This window comes from Pandoraea anhela (assembly GCF_902459655.1).
Taxonomy (GTDB): domain Bacteria; phylum Pseudomonadota; class Gammaproteobacteria; order Burkholderiales; family Burkholderiaceae; genus Pandoraea; species Pandoraea anhela.
Genome location: NZ_CABPSB010000003.1, coordinates 336,354 through 351,410 on the forward strand (window position 1 = coordinate 336,354; position 15,057 = coordinate 351,410).

Sequence of the window (15,057 nt, forward strand, 5' to 3'; positions counted from 1 at the left end):
GACGTGTCTTGTTTGAGGGGGATGGGCGGATTTTAGTTCAACACGCCGCTATCCTGCACCGCTGCCGGCGCGCCTTGACGCATTTGCTGCTCGCGCACCCGCAACAACTGCGCCGTGACGGCGATCGCAATCGTCGCCGGCGCTTTCCCGCTGATACCGGCGACGCCGATGGGGCAGATCATCCGTTCGAAACGCTCGGGCGGCACGCCGCGATCGCGCAGACGGTGCTCGAACTGGCGACGTTTCGTCATCGATCCGATCAGCCCGAAATAGGCAAAATCGTCACGCTTGAAGATTGCCTCGCACAGCCGCTGATCGAGCGCATGGTTATGCGTCATGACGAGGAAATACGCGCCCGGCGGCGCTTCGGTCACGATGGCCTCGGGCGTGTCCGTCGATTCCACGACCGTGTTGGGCGGCACCGACGCGGGAAACGTCTCGGTACGCTCGTCGGCCCACGTGACGCGGCACGGCAATGTGGCGAGCACCTGCACGATGGCCTGTCCGACATGGCCCGCACCGAACAGCACGATGTGGAAGTCGCTTGGCGCGAGGCGCTCGGTCAGCCACAGCCAGCCGTCGCTGCCTTGCCAGAAGGAGCAGGCGGCGTCGTCGGCGTCGCGGGTGAGGGTGTGCGGGTGCGCGAGGGGCTCGGCGGCGTCGAGGGCCGTCAGCATGACCGGGCCGCCTTGTTGCTGGCTGGCGGCGGCGTCCGCCCCGGGGGCGCCGAACGCCACGCTGCGCAGGCTCGCTTCGCCGGCGCCCAGACGCTTGTGCAACGCGCTTACCCACGCCAGATCGGTGAGCGTAAGCACTTCGAAAGCGAGGGTGACGGCGCCGCCGCAGCACTGGCCCAGGCTCGGGCCGAGCGCGAAACGTTCGACGTGGCGTGCGCCCTGCTGTCCGTATTGACGCAGCAACTGACGGGCGACGTCCATCGCCCGCCATTCGAGATGTCCGCCGCCGATCGTCTCCCACACATGCTCGCGCGTGACCAGCAGATGGGTGCCCGCCTCACGCGGCGCAGAGCCTTCCACGCGCGCGATCGTGACCAGAACCGCTGCTTCGCCGCGAGCGAGCAGCTTGTGGGCGACGTCGACCCAGTGATGCATCAGGCGGTACTCCGGGTGCGCAACTCGGTGATCGCCATGAGCAGCGCTTCGGACGTGGCGGGCGCATTGAGCACCGGTTCGTCGCGATAGTCGTTCACGCTCGCCACGGCGTCGCGCAGCGCGTTGAACACCGAGAACGGCAGCAGCAGCGGCGGCTCGCCCACGGCCTTCGAGCGATGGATCGAGTCCATCGCGTTGGCGTTTTCGAACAGCGCCACACGGAAGTCCGTGGGGCAATCGCTGATGCCGGGAATCTTGTAAGTGGACGGGGCGTGCGTCATGAGCTTGCCGTCCTTGTTCCACCACAGTTCTTCCGTCGTCAGCCAGCCCATGCCCTGAATGAAAGCGCCTTCGACCTGACCGATGTCGAGCGCCGGGTTGATCGATTTGCCGGCGTCGTGCAGCACGTCGGCGCGTAGCAGACGCCACTCGCCGGTGAGTGTGTCGAGCAGCACTTCCGAGACGGCCGCGCCATATGCGAAGTAGTAGAACGGATTGCCGTTCATCGACTTGGCGTCCCACGAGAGTCCCGGCGTGGCGTAGAAACCGTCCGACCAGAGTTGCACGCGCGCCCAGTAGGCGGCTTCCACGAGGTCGGGGAAGGGGACATCGTTGCCGTTCACGCTGACGATGTCGTTGGCGAAGCGCACGTCGTCCGCCGAACCGCCGTACTTTTGCGCGGCGAACGCGGCCAGACGCTGGCGAATCTGCCACGCGGCGTTCTGCGCGGCCTTGCCGTTCAGATCCGCCCCGGTCGAGGCTGCCGTTGCCGAGGTGTTCGCGACCTTGCTCGTGTCGGTGGCCGTCACGCGCACGTGCGAGAGGTCGACGCCGAGTTCGTGAGCGACCACCTGCGCGACCTTGGTGTTCAGCCCCTGACCCATCTCGGTGCCGCCGTGGTTCACCAGCATCGAGCCGTCGCGGTAGACGTGCACGAGCGCACCGGCCTGATTGAATGCCTGCACGTTGAACGAGATGCCGAACTTGAGCGGCGTGAGCGCCAGCCCCTTGCGCAGCACCGGACTTGTCCGGTTGAACGCGCGCACGGCCTCACGGCGGGCGCGGTAGTCGCTCGTACGCTCCAGTTCGGCGACCAGCTCGTGGATGATGTTGTCCTTGACGACTTGTCCGTAAGGCGTGACGTTGCGCTCGGTCTTGCCGTAAAAGTTCACACGGCGCACGTCGAGTGCGTCTTTGCCCAGGCGACGCGCGATGGCGTCTTGCAGCACTTCCATGATGAGTGCGCCTTGCGGGCCGCCGAAGCCGCGAAACGCCGTATTCGATTGCGTGTTCGTCTTGCCGCACAGCGCGCGCAAATCGGCGTCCGGCACGAAGTAGGCGTTGTCGAAGTGGCAGATCGCGCGCGTGGCGACCGGACCCGACAGGTCGGCAGAGAAGCCGGCGCGCAGCGTCATGTCGACCTTCGCGCCGGTGATGCGGCCCTCGTCGTCGAAGCCGACGTCGTACTCGAAGTAGAAGCCGTGACGCTTGCCCGTCATCATGAAGTCGTCGTCACGATCCAGACGCAGCTTCACGGGGCGCTTGAGCCTTGAGGCGCACAGCGCCGCAACGCACGCGAACAGGCCCGACTGGGATTCCTTGCCGCCGAAGCCGCCGCCCATGCGACGGCATTCGACCTGCACCTGATGGCTGTGCCAGCCCAGCGCGTGGGACACGAGCGCCTGCATCTCGCTCGGGTGCTGCGTCGAGCAATAGAGGTGGATGCCGTCGTTTTCCTTGGGGATGGCGTACGAAATCTGCCCTTCGAGATAGAACTGCTCCTGCCCGTTGCATTCGAACGTGCCGCTCAGCCGGTTCGGCGAGGCTTGCAGCGCGGCGTCGGCATCGCCCCGGCGCAATTGCATCGGCGGGATCACGCCCGCGCCGGCGGCCTTGGCGGCCTGCGGCGTGAGAATGGCGGGCAGGTCCTCGTATTCGCCCTTGGCCAGACGCGCCGCGCGACGTGCGGCGTCGTGCGACTCGGCCACCACGGCGAACATCGGCTGACCGATGTACTGCACCACACCGTCCGCGAGAATCGGGTCGTCGTGAATGACGGGGCCGCAATCGTTGACGCCGGGAATGTCGGCTGCGGTGAGCACGGCGACCACCCCCGGGGCACGGCGTACGGCGTCGAGATCGAGCGAGAGGATGCGTGCATGCGCCTTGGGCGACGCACCGAGCGCGCAGTGCAGCGTGCCTTGCAACTCCGGGATGTCGTCGGTGTACGTGGCTTCGCCGGCCACGTGAAGCTCGGCGGACTCGTGCGGGCGCGAGCGGCCGACCTGTGCGGCAGTCTGTGCGGTCTGCGTCATGAAGCCTTCGACTTGCGTGTTCATGGGCAACTCCGGTTAGACGTTCGCGAACGCGTTGACTTCATGCGCCGCAAGCGGCGCGTCGGTGCGCGTTTCCAGGAAAAAACGATACAGCAGATTTTGCGCACCGGCCAGACGATAGGCGCTCGTCGCCCGCATGTCGGACAGGGGCTGGTAGTCGGTCGGCACGGCGGCCATGGCGGCGTGCACACTGGCTTGCGTCCACGGCTGGCCGTTGAGCGCGGCTTCGATGGCGTTGCCGCGTCTGGGCGTGGCGGCCATCCCGCCGAAGGCCACGCGAGCCGAGCGCACGGTGTCGCCGTCGAGTTCGATGGCAAAGGCGGCGCACACCGCGGAAATGTCCTGATCGAAACGCTTCGCGAGCTTGTACGTGCGAAAGCGCTGATTCGCCCCCGGCAGCGGCACGCGAATGCCCTGCACGAATTCACCGGGTTCGAGAGCGGTCTTCTGATACGCCAGGTAGAAGGCTTCGAGCGGCATCTCACGCACCACACCTTCGCGGTGCAGCACGATGCGTGTGCCGAGCGCGATCAGCGCGGGCATCGAATCGCCGATGGGCGAGCCGTTGGCGACGTTGCCGCCCAGCGTGCCTGCATTGCGGATCGGGAACGAGGCGAAGCGCTGACGCAGTTCGGCCAGATCCGGATAGTGTTTGACGAGTGCGTCGAACGCATCGTTGAGCAAGGCCCCTGCACCGATGTAGATGCCGTTCGGACCCTCGGAAATCTCGCGCAGTTCCGTCACCTGGCCGATGTAGATGAGGTGCTTCAGTTCGCGGAATTGCTTCGTTACCCACAAGCCCACGTCGGTGCTGCCGGCGAGAATGCGCGCGTCCGGGCTGGCGGCGCGCAGGCGACCCAGCTCGGCCAGCGTGCGCGGGGCATGGAAGACTTGCCCGTCGTGCTCGTAGGACAGCGAGGCGGACGACGGGCCGCGTTGCAACGCCTGAAGCTGCTCGGCGAGCGCCTTGCGATCGAACTCGCGACGCGGTAGCTCGAACATCTTCTGCGCGGCGTCGACGATCGGGCGGTAGCCCGTGCAGCGGCAAAGATTGCCGGAGAGGACGTCGTCGATTTCACGGCGGCCCGGGCAGCCGGCATCGGCGGGACGGTTCAGATACATGGCCCACAGCGACATCACGAAGCCGGGCGTGCAGAAGCCGCACTGCGACGCATGGCAGTCCACCAGCGCCTGCTGCACCGGGTGCAGCGTGCCGTCGGCGGCGCGCAGGTCTTCGACTGTGAAGAGCGCCTTGCCGTCGAGCGTGGGCAGGAACTGGATGCACGCATTGACCGCACGCAGCGCCACGTTGCCATCGTCGGCCAGTTCCCCGATCACGACCGTGCAGGCGCCGCAATCGCCCTCGGCGCACCCTTCCTTGGTGCCGGTGCAGTGCAGGGCTTCGCGCGTGTACTGAAGCACGGTGCGGGTCGTGGCTTCGCCAGTGACCTCATGCACCTTGCCGCGGTAAAAGAAGCGGATGGCTTGTGTCTCCATGGTTCTCAGTGTAGTGCAGTGGGGTTGCAGGGGGGCCGTATCGCCTGTCATCGCCCTGAAGCCTGATGGCGTGGGCCGAAATGGGCCTAAATGGGCCGAATGGGCCGAATGGGCCGAATGGGCTGGCATGGCCCCGGCGTAGGGGATGAGGCGAAGATAGCACCGCCGGACCGGGGAAATATTTCAGCCGCATGATGATGCCTATTCGAGCGCCCCGATGACGCGGCATTGTCATAAACTACCGTTCAACCCGCCGTTTTCCGGTGTTCAACGCGCCTCCAGAGCGCCCCCGCCCATGCAAAGACCCCGCGAACAGATCGACGCCTACCTGCTGCGGGTGCTCCATACGCTGCTGACCGAACAAAGCGTCTCGCGCGCTGCGCTCAAGCTGGGCCAGTCGCAGCCGGCCATCAGCAATTCGCTGCGGCGTTTGCGCGAAATCACCGGTGACGCCATCCTCGTGCGCGGCAAGAGCGGCATGGTGGCCACCGAGCGCGGCCGGGAACTGCTGGGCTACGCCACCGACGCGCTCGCCGCCATCGAACGCATCACGCATCCCACGACCGAATTCGCGCCGCAGACCACCACGCGGGCGTTCCGGCTCGGCGCGCCGGATTATCTCGACGCCGTCTTCCTGCCCAATATCGCCGAAGTGCTGCGCCGCGACGCCCCGTCGGCGCGACTGCACGTTCAGCCGATCAACGCCGGGTTCGATTATGCGGGCGCGCTGGAAAACGGCTCGCTCGATGTGGTCATCGGCAACTGGCTGGAACCGCCGCCGCAGTTGCATATGTCGCGTCTGTTCGACGACGAGGTCGTTTGCATGCTGGGCGCGCAGCATCCGCTCGCGAGCAAGGGCATCTCGCTCAAACACTATCTGGAATTGCCGCACCTGGCGCCCATGCCCTATGTGGCCGAGCGGCAGAGCTTCATCGACGGCTATTTGGCCGAGCAGGGCCTGCGCCGCAATATCCAGATGACGATGCCGTACTTCGGACTCGTGCCGTATGTGCTGATGCGCACCGATCTCGTGTTCACGACAGGGCGTCAGTTTGCGCAGCACTACGCGCGTTATTTGCCGATTCGTGTGGTGCCGTCGCCGATCGAGTTTCCGCCCATGCGGTTCTACCAGCTCTGGCATGAGCGAACCCACGCCGCCCCCGAGGTGACATGGCTGCGGCGACGCATTGCCGACGTGGCGACGGAACTCGACGCGGCCAGTGGCCTCGGCGGGGGCAGCGGTGGGGCGAACGCGCCTGCCCTCGTGCGGCCCTGAGCGGCGCGCGCGTCAGGAAGAAAAACTGCCGGAAAAGCCGCCAGAAGGGCGACGAGAAGGGTGGCGAGAAGGATGGCGATAGGCGCGGCCGGAAGCATGCTCGGAAAAACGGCCGTCGCCCCAGGGCTGACGGCCGTTGTGTGCTTTGGCGCGCGCGGTGCGACAGCGAGTTCGGCGCACGCGGCTCAAGCCTTCGCAATCATCGCAACGAGATCGCCCGACGCGGACGGTGCAGCACCAGCGCGAGGAAAATCACCACGAACGCGGCGAGCGACCACATCGGCAGCGTCAAACCGAGAATCGGCGGGTACATCGTCTGACACATGCCCTGTACCTGGAAGACTTGCGGCAGCATGCGCGAGGTGGGCAGGGCATCGACGAATGCCTCGACCACGTCGTAGCCGCAGCTGACCATCGGGTTGGCTTGCACGTAAATCAGATAGCCCGACGCGGCCATGCCGCCGATGGCCGACAGCGTCGCGAGCACGCGCGCGACCTGAATGCCCGCCCAACCGCGCGAGACGGCGCCCACGAGACCGAAAATCGCGATCAGCACCAACGCGTAACGCGCCAGAATGCAAAGCGGACACGGATCTTCGTGAAGCACGTACTGAAAGTACAATGCGCCGCCCAGCAAGGCGAGGCAGACCACGGTGAGCAGGAGATACAACAGGCGTTCGCGGCGCAGAGCCGGTTCGATTTGAGCGTTCATTTCACTTCGGGCGGTAGGCCATCACGAATCCCGCGAATCCCCGCATGACGCCGGGCGGCAGGCACTTGGGCTGGGATTGTAACCCCAGCCCGAGGCGTGTGTGAGTCGAAAAATTACGGAACTTTTCGTCAGAAAATCAGACGCTTGCGCATATTCCGGGGCTCCACCGTCCGCAAGTTGAGGGTTGCGCGCGGCGCATGGCGCGCCCGCATTGCGCGTCATGTGCCGGCACCTCGCGTCAACGCTGGTGGCGTCAACCGCCCAGACCTGCGGAACGCAGCGTACGTTCGATGGCGCGTCCGACCGGGAAAAGGCGTGCGTCGTCGCCCGTCGCACCGCTCACCATGAGCCCGATTGGGGCTTCTCCCTTCGCCTGGCAAGGCAATGAAAACGCGCAGCCGTCGATCATGTTGATGGCGGTCGGGTTGCGCAGCACGAGGGCGTTGGTGGCGGTGAAGGTTTCGTCGCTGGCTTCGAGCGGGGCGATGGCCGGCGGCGTGAGCGGCACGGTCGGACACAACACGGCGTCGAAGCTTTGCCAGACGGGCCGGGCAGCGGCGATGAGGGCCGCGCGTGCGTTGAGCAGATCGATGTAGTCGGCCGCGCCCGCAGGCTCCCCCTTGCGAATGCGCACGAGCACGCGCGGGTCGTAGCCGTCCGCCCGCTCGGCCAGCAACTTGCGGTGCCATGCATATGCCTCGATGGGAGAGAAGCCGAAGCGGTTGATCGTCGGCAGGGTGTCGAACGGGGCAAACGCGAACTCGATGAGCGTCGCGCCGGCGTTGGCGAGCGTGGCGAGGGCGCGTTCATAGATGGCGAGCGCGGCCGGTTCGGCGCCGTCGAGCGCGAAATGGGTCAGGATACCGAAGCGCATGCCGCGCACGTCGCGCGAGGCGGCAGGCGTTTCGTCCACCGGATTGCCGCTGAGAATGGCGTCGACCCAGGCACAGCAATCCACGGAGCGGCCGATGGGGCCGACGGAATCGAGTGAGGTCGACAGCGGCAGCGCGCCGTCGCGCGGTGTGCGGGCGGCCGTGGGTTTGAAGCCCGTCAGGCCACAGAATGCCGACGGAATGCGGATCGAGCCGCCGGTGTCGGTGCCCAGCCCGACGGCCGCCATGCCGTCGGCGACAGAGGCCGCCGCGCCCGACGACGACCCGCCGGCAATGTGCCCGACCTCGCGCTGCCAGGGCGAGCGGGGCGTGCCGTAATGCGGATTCAGACCGAGGCCCGAGAACGCGAATTCGGTCATGTTGGTGCGCCCGACGATTACCGCCCCTGCCTGACGCAGACGGGCAACGGCGAGCGCGTCGTGTTTGGCCGGGGCGGCGTCGGCCAGCACCGTGGAACCGGCGCGCGTGACCTGCCCTGCCACGTCGAACAGATCCTTCACCGAGACGGGAATGCCCATGAGCGGCGACAGGCGTGTGCCGGCGCGGCGCAGCGCGTCGAGCCCGTCGGCGGCGTCGCGTGCGGCTTGCGCATCGACTTGCGTGAAGACGACCTTGCCCTGACCGGCCGGGTCGGCGATGCGCGCGAGCGCCTGCTCGGTGAGGGCGCGGCTGGTGGTGCGCCCGGCATCGAGCGCGGCGGCGAGTTCGGACAGGGGGCGTTGCAGATCGATGGCGTCGGTGCTCATGTTCAGATCGCTTTCAGAATATGGGTGCGGAATTCTTCGATGTGACGGGCGATTGCCCGACGGGCGCGCTCGCCGTCGTGGGCGGCCAGCGCTTCGTATAGTTCGAGATGTTCTTCGTAGACGCCTTCCAGATGGCTCGGCGTCGACAACGCGAGAAACCAGAAGCGCAGCGAGCGCTCATGCAGGCCGCGCAGCAACTCGGCGAGCGTCTGGTTGCGCGAGGTGCGCGAGATCGCCAGATGGAAGTCGCGGTCGATGCGCATCATGGCGGCCACGTCGCGTGCGGCGATGGCGTCGCGTGACCGTTCCAGCACGCCACGGATGGCGGCAAGGTCGTCCGGCGTTGCGGCACGTGCGGCCAGCTCGGCGCAATACGTCTCGTTGATCATGCGCACATCGATGATCTCGAGCGCGTCGTTCAGCGAGACGGGGGCGACCATCGCTCCCTTGCGCGGCAGAATGACCAACAACCCCTCGAGCGCGAGCCGGTGCATCGCCTGATGCACGGGCGTGCGCCCGAGTCCCGTCGACTGCATCAGTTGCGCTTCGTTGAGCGTTTCGCCCGGGCGCAGACGCAACGTGATGATGTCGTGCTTGATCGCCTCGTAGGCCCGCTCGGTCAGGCTGCGACCTTCCGTCGCCGTTTGCGAGATGACGGTAGCGGGCCCGGTTTGGCGGGCGGCGGCAGGCGGTGGGGACTCGAAAGGGGTGTCGTTGGGCATCGGGTTCGGAGCAGTCAGTCGGCGATGGCCAGCGCCCGTGTGGCGTAGCGATGCCGGATCGTGCGGTCGAGGACCGGGTCGTGCAGTTCGATCTCGAACTGCTCGCCGCCGGCCACGCCGCCAATGGCAGCGAGTGTGCCACAGAACATGGCCGCGCCCGCCGGCAAGCCGTTCGGGCCGAGCCTTGCCATCAGTTCGTGTGGAGACAGCAGGCCGGCAACCGTGCCTTCCTGATAAAGACGCCGCTCGCCGTCGCTCGTCACCCAGGAGCGCAGTTCCAGGCGATCCCAATGCGCCGCCACATCGGCGAAGCGCCACGCCTCGCGCGCCACCGGTTTGGCGCAGACCTGCTTGGAGACGGTCACGCCATAGGCCTCGACTTCGCGGTCGGTGTGATCCGAGCCGATGCTCACCCATAAGTCGTCTCCCTGCTGCACCAGCACGCACTCCGCCTCGCCGCTGCTTGTCCGACCCACAACGTCGATGGCCTCGTCCTGTGAGAGCAACGCCGGGGCGAGACGGTAGAAGCAGGGCGTGCTCGACGGGCGGCGCACGCCCAGTGCCGCCAGCTCGGCGATGTGGTGTTCGACCGCCTCCCGGTCGCGCCCGGCCCAACCGGCGACGATCAGCGTGTCGATGGCGACATCGAGGTTCAAAGGGGCGCCGTCACCGGACACCGTAAACGTCAAATGGGAACTCATACGTCGACAACTCCTGAAAAGACCGACGTAGACAACACCGGCGGTCAGTGAAATTCGATTGATATTTGTGTGATATTTCACAAGAACGCACGACAAAAATCAAGAAGGAAAATTTCTGACGATGTGGTGAAAAACGGGAATTTTTTATGAAAAGCCCCGTCAATCTTGGGTTGCGCGCGTGTCAGGGCATCGCGTATATTGGTTCGGCGCTAGTGGTTAGCCGAACGATCGGCCGGGTGTTGGGCCGATATGTCGTTCCGAGGGGCGATCCGGCGTCCTGCCCGAAGTCTTTCGCGGAATCCGTGGAATACACGGAATTCGTGGCGTACGAGGGCTGGGCAGGAGGAACGCCATCGGGCGGTTCGGCAGCAGGCGGGTCCGGCGTCACCGGACTGACAAACGCAACGTCTATCAAGCCGGCAGGGCAAAACAGGCCGGCTCCCACCTTTATCAGGCATCACGTCTTGTGTTACCGCTGCGGCTTCCCGGAAGACGCGGCGTGTCACCGGCGTGGAGTCGAAAACATCAATATCGGCGCAAGGCGCCGCGGGGAGAACGTATCGGATGCATCACGCCATCGACTTCATTCAGGATCTGGCCGTCATCATGCTGCTGGCGGGCATCGTGACGGTCATCTTCAACCGGTTCCGGCAACCGGTCGTGCTCGGCTATATCGTGGCGGGCGTGATCATCGGGCCTTACACGCCGCCGTTCGCTCTGATACATGACGAGAAGACCATTGGGATCCTTGCCGAACTCGGTGTCGTGTTCCTGATGTTCTCGCTGGGGCTCGAATTCAGTTTGCGCAAGCTCGCGCGCGTGGGCGTGACCGCCTTCGTCGCCGCGCTCACCGAAATCGTGCTGATGCTCTGGATTGGCTACGAGATTGGGCGTTTCTTCGGCTGGAAGGCGATGGATTCGATCTTCCTCGGCGCCATGCTCGCGGTCTCGTCGACGACCATCATCGTCAAGGCGCTCGATGAACTCGGCATGAAGCGGGAACGTTTCGCGCAACTGATTTTCGGCGTGCTGATCGTGGAGGACGTGCTGGCCATCGGCATGATCGCGTTGCTCTCGGGCATCGCCATCAGCGGTCAGGTCGATGCCGGCGAAGCCACCTTCACGCTGGGCAAGCTGCTGCTGTTCATGGTCGTGTCGCTGGTCGTGGGCATTCTGCTCGTACCGCGCATTCTTGCTTATGTGGCGAAGTTCAAGAGCGACGAGATGCTGCTGGTCGTCGTGCTCGGGCTGTGCTTCGGCTTCTGTCTGCTCGTGATTCAGATGGGCTACAGCGTGGCGCTCGGCGCGTTCCTGATCGGCGCGATCATGGCCGAAGCGCGCGAGTTGCATACCATCGAGCGTCTGGTCGCGCCGCTGCGCGATATGTTCAGTGCGGTGTTCTTCGTGACCATCGGTCTGCTGCTCGACCCGAATGTACTCGTCACCTATGTGTGGCCGATTCTGCTCATTACGGTCGCGGTGGTGGTCGGCAAGATCGTCTCGTGCGGGCTGGGCTCGTACCTCTCTGGGCAGGACGGCCGCACGTCGATGCGCGTGGGCATGGGGCTGTCGCAGATCGGTGAATTCTCGTTCATCATCGCGTCGCTCGGGCTCTCGCTCAAAGTGACCAGCGACTTTCTCTATCCGATTGCGGTCGCCGTCTCGGTCATCACCACGTTGCTCACGCCGTATCTGATCAAGAGCGCCGATCCGGTGACGGGCTGGCTCGGGCGCGCGATGCCGGGGCGTCTGACTTACGTGCTCGGGCAGTACACGCAGTGGCTGCAAAGCATCCAGTTGACGGGGGACAGCGCGGCCATCGTGAGCATCGTGCGTCGCATCGTCGTGAGTGTCGCGATCAATCTGGCGCTGGTCGTGACGATCTTCCTCGGCGGTGCATTCTTCTACCGGCGTCTTGCGGAGCTGATGAACCCGTGGGTGTCGGATCCGAGTCTGCAAAGCGCGGTGGTCTGGGGCGGGGCGCTGGTGCTGTCGCTGCCTTTCCTGATCGCGGTTTATCGCAAGCTCAAATCGCTGTCGTTGCTGCTGGTGGAGTTGTCTGTGCCGCCGAGCCTGACCGGGCGTTACACGTTCCAGGTCCGGCGTGTGGTCGCGGAGATCCTGCCGATCGCCGCCATGGTCGGGGTGATCCTGCTGGTGGCGGCGTTGTCGGCAAGTATCCTGCCGTCGACCGAAATGATCGCGCTGATCGTCGCGGGTACGCTGGTGCTGGCCGTCATCATGCGAAGCTGGTTCGTGCGCATGCACGCCAAGTTGCAGATCGCGCTCAAGGAAACGCTCGAACATCAGCCCGATGGCGAGCATGGCGGTCACGGGCCGTCGCACTGAGGCGAGCCCGGAGCGTTGCAACGCATCGGGCGACGGATAGTCGTCGCGTCGTAAGCAGCCCGCCGGGGCATCCTCCGGCGGGCTTTTTTTCGCTCGTTTGCCTGGGACAGGCTTACGCCTTTTTCGGCGGAAAGTCGAAGATCAGGCAGGTGGTCGTTGCGTGGGCGTACAGCGTGCCGTCCGGCCCGACGATGCGGCCTTCGGAAATACCGACCTGACGTCCCGCCTGAATGACCTTGCCTTCGGCCCGCACGAGCGGAATGTCGCAGGTGAGCGCGCGGACCATGTTCGTCTTGAGTTCGAGCGTGGTGTAGCTGCGCCCGGCGGGCAGGGTGGAGTGAATGGCGCAAGCGACGGCCGAGTCGAGCAGCGTGGCGAACCAGCCGCCGTGAATTGAGCCGAGCGGGTTGTAGTAAGGCAGCGCCGGGCGACCCTGGAAGACGGCGCGGCCATTCGCGATCTCGACGGCAATGAAGCCGAGCGTTTCGCTGATCGGCGGCATCGGCAGCTTGCCGTCAAACATGGCGTCGAAGATTTCCTGACCGGACAGGCCAATGACGTCCGACGGCGTGGCGACGCCGTAGCGGGCCGTGCCGTTGCGCGCGATGCGTTCGCGCACCGCCGCTTCGTCGGCTTCCCACTGTGCCAGTACGGCGGCGGCGTCCGGGCGGGTATCCACTTTCGTATTCATGACGTCTTCCTTGTGACTTTTATGATGCTAGGCAATCGTATCGTCTGGCAGATTATAGGAGTGACCGTGCTTGATTGCTCGTTTGGTGTTAGAGGGAAGCGTCGACGCTGGAGGAAGGGGCGGAGGAAGCCGAGCAAGCCGCAGGGCGTGGGGGCGTAGGCCGTGCATGGCGCGACCGATGCCGCAACGCCCCGGCATGCCGCAGGACGAGGCGGCGGCCGGGGAGCGTGCGGTGGTGATCGGTACCGGTATCGGTAAGGTCAACGGCAACGGCAACGGCAACGGCGGTCGGCGCCATTGCCGGTGGCGCATCGGCGGCTCAGGCCGCCTGAGCGTGGCTGAGGCGGTAGTTAGCCAACTCGTCGATGGTCAGGATCGGCAGGTCGTGCAGCTTGGCGAAGCGCTCGATATCGGCGCCGCGTGTCATCGTGCCGTCCGGATTCATCAGTTCGCACAGCACGGCGGCGGGCTTCAATCCGGCGAGAATCGCCAGATCGACGGAGCCTTCCGTGTGACCGCGACGCGTGAGCACGCCGCCCGGTTGCGCACGCAGCGGGAAGACGTGACCCGGGCGGGACAGGTCGGACGGTTGGGCGTCGTCGGCGATCGCGGCGCGGATCGTGGTCACTCGGTCTGCAGCCGAGACGCCGGTGCTTACGCCCTGACGCGCTTCGATCGTCACGGTAAACGCCGTGCCGTAACGGCTTTGGTTCTGCTCGACCATGGGCGGCAGATCGAGGCGGCGAAGCGTCTCGTCGGGCAGGCACAGGCAGACGATGCCGCTGCATTCGCGGATCAGCATGGCCATGGTGGCCGGCGTGATCTTCTCGGCGGCGACAATCAGGTCGGCTTCGTTCTCGCGGTCGAGATCGTCCATGAGAATGACGGGACGACCATCGCGCATGGCGTCGAGCGCGGTGGCCAGACGGACTTCGACCGGCGGCAGATCGACGAATGCCGGGTAGGCATGCAGATCGTCTGTCGATGGGCTGTCTTGCGTTGCAGCTTGGGTATTGCGGGCGGTGCTGTTGGACATGAAACGCTCCTCGCGTAAGTCAATTGGCGAAAAACGTTTTCGGGGCATGCGAACGGACGTGACCATGGGACGGCATCCCATAGCACGCGGGTATCGACGCATCTTCTCTCATCCGGACTATGACCGTCGGCTCTGGCTTCGCACCAGATCTGCTGACCCTGCCGATGTTGCGAAAGCAACGGTGGCAAGCGCTCGCGGGCTCATGACGGCGCAGCGATCTGCGCGACGTCACCTACCGCCGGTGGGGACTTTCACCCCGCCCTGAAGACGTGTATTGCCGCACGGATGTCGCTGGCGGTGACTCATCGCGCGGCGTCATCACGTATTCGGCGAGACAGAGCGTAGCACAAGGTGTGGCGGGTCTGCAGGGAAGCCCGCGCCAGACGCGCGGGAAGGGAGAAGGGGTGCGCAGGGGAGCCGCGCGTGAGCGTGCCCCGGCTGTCGAGTCTGGCGCACGCCCCCGTACCGTCAGCGCCGGACGTGTGTCCGGACGTTTCTTCAGGCTTGCGTGCCCTTGACCGTGTAACCGGCTTCCGTGATGGCGGCGCTGACTTCGGCCGGCGACAGGTCGCTTTGCACGTCGACCCGACCGGCGCCCAGGTCCACGTTGACCTTGGCGTCGGCGTCCAGCTCGGTGATCGCACGGGTGACGGCCTTGACGCAATGACCGCAGCTCATTCCTTCGACTTGCACTTGCATGATGCTCTCCTTGATAGCGTTTCGATGGCAGGGTGACACGGATGAATGAAACCGATCATAGACCTTCCTACCGCGGCAAGCTCAAGCGCTTTTTCAGAGGAATCGCGCAAGGCGCTCGGACGTCACCCAAACCTGAACGGTGCCGATGGCGCTATCGTGAGGTATCGGCAGGGCGCCAGTATGGGGCGAATAGAGGGGACCCCGCGACGCGTGACAAGTTGCCGCACAGCGCTTGACCTTCCTGTCATGGCAAGGTCTATGCTGTGACGCATGATGACAGTCCTCGT

12 protein-coding genes and 1 riboswitch are annotated in these 15,057 nt (G+C 65.3%); of the genes, 2 read left to right on the forward strand and 10 right to left on the reverse strand.

Annotated elements, in window-relative coordinates:
* Positions 1–32: 32 nt before the first annotated feature.
* Genes xdhC through xdhA form a run of 3 tightly spaced genes read right to left on the reverse strand, consistent with a single transcriptional unit; the run spans position 33 to position 4,945 of the window.
* Positions 33–1,112 carry a xanthine dehydrogenase accessory protein XdhC gene (gene xdhC, locus PAN31108_RS06810; RefSeq protein ID WP_150668115.1) on the reverse strand — a complete coding sequence of 360 codons (1,080 nt, stop codon included), beginning with the start codon at positions 1,110–1,112 and terminating at the stop codon, positions 33–35.
* Positions 1,112–3,451, reverse strand: a complete 2,340-nt coding sequence (gene xdhB / locus PAN31108_RS06815; RefSeq protein ID WP_150668116.1) for a xanthine dehydrogenase molybdopterin binding subunit — start codon at positions 3,449–3,451, stop codon at positions 1,112–1,114. The genes xdhC and xdhB overlap by 1 nt, the downstream gene beginning before the upstream one ends.
* A 12-nt stretch (positions 3,452–3,463) precedes the next feature.
* A complete protein-coding gene (gene xdhA, locus PAN31108_RS06820) occupies positions 3,464–4,945 on the reverse strand; it encodes a xanthine dehydrogenase small subunit (protein ID WP_150668117.1) in 1,482 nt (493 codons plus the stop codon).
* A gap of 295 nt (positions 4,946–5,240) precedes the next feature.
* Here xdhA and PAN31108_RS06825 point away from each other — a divergent pair, with 295 nt between their 5' ends.
* Complete coding sequence (locus PAN31108_RS06825) at positions 5,241–6,221, forward strand: LysR substrate-binding domain-containing protein (protein ID WP_150668118.1); 981 nt, start codon at positions 5,241–5,243, stop codon at positions 6,219–6,221.
* Positions 6,222–6,420: 199 nt separating this feature from the next.
* Here PAN31108_RS06825 and PAN31108_RS06830 read toward each other — a convergent pair whose 3' ends face one another.
* From PAN31108_RS06830 to PAN31108_RS06845, 4 genes are all read right to left on the reverse strand, one after another.
* Positions 6,421–6,933 (reverse strand): disulfide bond formation protein B, encoded by a 513-nt coding sequence (locus tag PAN31108_RS06830; protein WP_150668119.1) that lies wholly within the window; start codon positions 6,931–6,933, stop codon positions 6,421–6,423.
* Between the two features lie 253 nt (positions 6,934–7,186).
* A complete protein-coding gene (locus tag PAN31108_RS06835; RefSeq protein WP_150668120.1) occupies positions 7,187–8,572 on the reverse strand; it encodes an amidase in 1,386 nt (461 codons plus the stop codon).
* A 2-nt stretch (positions 8,573–8,574) separates the two neighbouring features.
* On the reverse strand, positions 8,575–9,294 hold the full coding sequence (locus PAN31108_RS06840; RefSeq protein ID WP_150668121.1) for a GntR family transcriptional regulator: 720 nt from the start codon (positions 9,292–9,294) through the stop codon (positions 8,575–8,577).
* Positions 9,295–9,308: 14 nt separating this feature from the next.
* Positions 9,309–9,995 (reverse strand): DUF2848 domain-containing protein, encoded by a 687-nt coding sequence (locus PAN31108_RS06845; RefSeq protein WP_150668122.1) that lies wholly within the window; start codon positions 9,993–9,995, stop codon positions 9,309–9,311.
* Between the two features lie 564 nt (positions 9,996–10,559).
* Here PAN31108_RS06845 and PAN31108_RS06850 point away from each other — a divergent pair.
* Positions 10,560–12,344: a cation:proton antiporter gene (locus PAN31108_RS06850; protein ID WP_150668123.1), complete on the forward strand. Its 1,785-nt coding sequence runs from the start codon at positions 10,560–10,562 to the stop codon at positions 12,342–12,344.
* Between the two features lie 112 nt (positions 12,345–12,456).
* On the opposite strand, the gene PAN31108_RS06855 is transcribed toward PAN31108_RS06850, so the two are convergent.
* From PAN31108_RS06855 to PAN31108_RS06865, 3 genes are all read right to left on the reverse strand, one after another.
* Positions 12,457–13,035, reverse strand: coding sequence for a PaaI family thioesterase (locus PAN31108_RS06855; RefSeq protein ID WP_150668124.1), 579 nt, complete (start codon positions 13,033–13,035; stop codon positions 12,457–12,459).
* A gap of 319 nt (positions 13,036–13,354) precedes the next feature.
* Positions 13,355–14,071, reverse strand: a complete 717-nt coding sequence (ribB, locus tag PAN31108_RS06860; RefSeq protein WP_246183818.1) for a 3,4-dihydroxy-2-butanone-4-phosphate synthase — start codon at positions 14,069–14,071, stop codon at positions 13,355–13,357.
* 96 nt (positions 14,072–14,167) lie between these two features.
* Positions 14,168–14,344, reverse strand: a riboswitch (FMN riboswitch).
* Positions 14,345–14,569: 225 nt separating this feature from the next.
* The gene (locus tag PAN31108_RS06865) at positions 14,570–14,770 is read right to left on the reverse strand and encodes a heavy-metal-associated domain-containing protein (RefSeq protein WP_069344848.1); all 201 of its coding nucleotides are present in this window, start codon (positions 14,768–14,770) and stop codon (positions 14,570–14,572) included.
* Positions 14,771–15,057 lie beyond the last annotated feature (287 nt).

Excerpts from the sequence above, each read along its gene's own strand:
- PAN31108_RS06850 (WP_150668123.1), top strand. The coding sequence starts at position 10,560 with ATGCATCACGCCATCGACTTCATTCAGGATCTGGCCGTCATCATGCTG.
- PAN31108_RS06835 (WP_150668120.1), bottom strand. The coding sequence starts at position 8,572 with ATGAGCACCGACGCCATCGATCTGCAACGCCCCCTGTCCGAACTCGCC.
- PAN31108_RS06855 (WP_150668124.1), bottom strand. The coding sequence starts at position 13,035 with ATGAATACGAAAGTGGATACCCGCCCGGACGCCGCCGCCGTACTGGCA.
- xdhC (WP_150668115.1), bottom strand. The coding sequence starts at position 1,112 with ATGCATCACTGGGTCGACGTCGCCCACAAGCTGCTCGCTCGCGGCGAA.
- PAN31108_RS06840 (WP_150668121.1), bottom strand. The coding sequence starts at position 9,294 with ATGCCCAACGACACCCCTTTCGAGTCCCCACCGCCTGCCGCCGCCCGC.
- PAN31108_RS06825 (WP_150668118.1), top strand. The coding sequence starts at position 5,241 with ATGCAAAGACCCCGCGAACAGATCGACGCCTACCTGCTGCGGGTGCTC.
- ribB (WP_246183818.1), bottom strand. The coding sequence starts at position 14,071 with ATGTCCAACAGCACCGCCCGCAATACCCAAGCTGCAACGCAAGACAGC.
- PAN31108_RS06865 (WP_069344848.1), bottom strand. The coding sequence starts at position 14,770 with ATGCAAGTGCAAGTCGAAGGAATGAGCTGCGGTCATTGCGTCAAGGCC.
- xdhB (WP_150668116.1), bottom strand. The coding sequence starts at position 3,451 with ATGAACACGCAAGTCGAAGGCTTCATGACGCAGACCGCACAGACTGCC.
- PAN31108_RS06845 (WP_150668122.1), bottom strand. The coding sequence starts at position 9,995 with ATGAGTTCCCATTTGACGTTTACGGTGTCCGGTGACGGCGCCCCTTTG.
- PAN31108_RS06830 (WP_150668119.1), bottom strand. The coding sequence starts at position 6,933 with ATGAACGCTCAAATCGAACCGGCTCTGCGCCGCGAACGCCTGTTGTAT.
- xdhA (WP_150668117.1), bottom strand. The coding sequence starts at position 4,945 with ATGGAGACACAAGCCATCCGCTTCTTTTACCGCGGCAAGGTGCATGAG.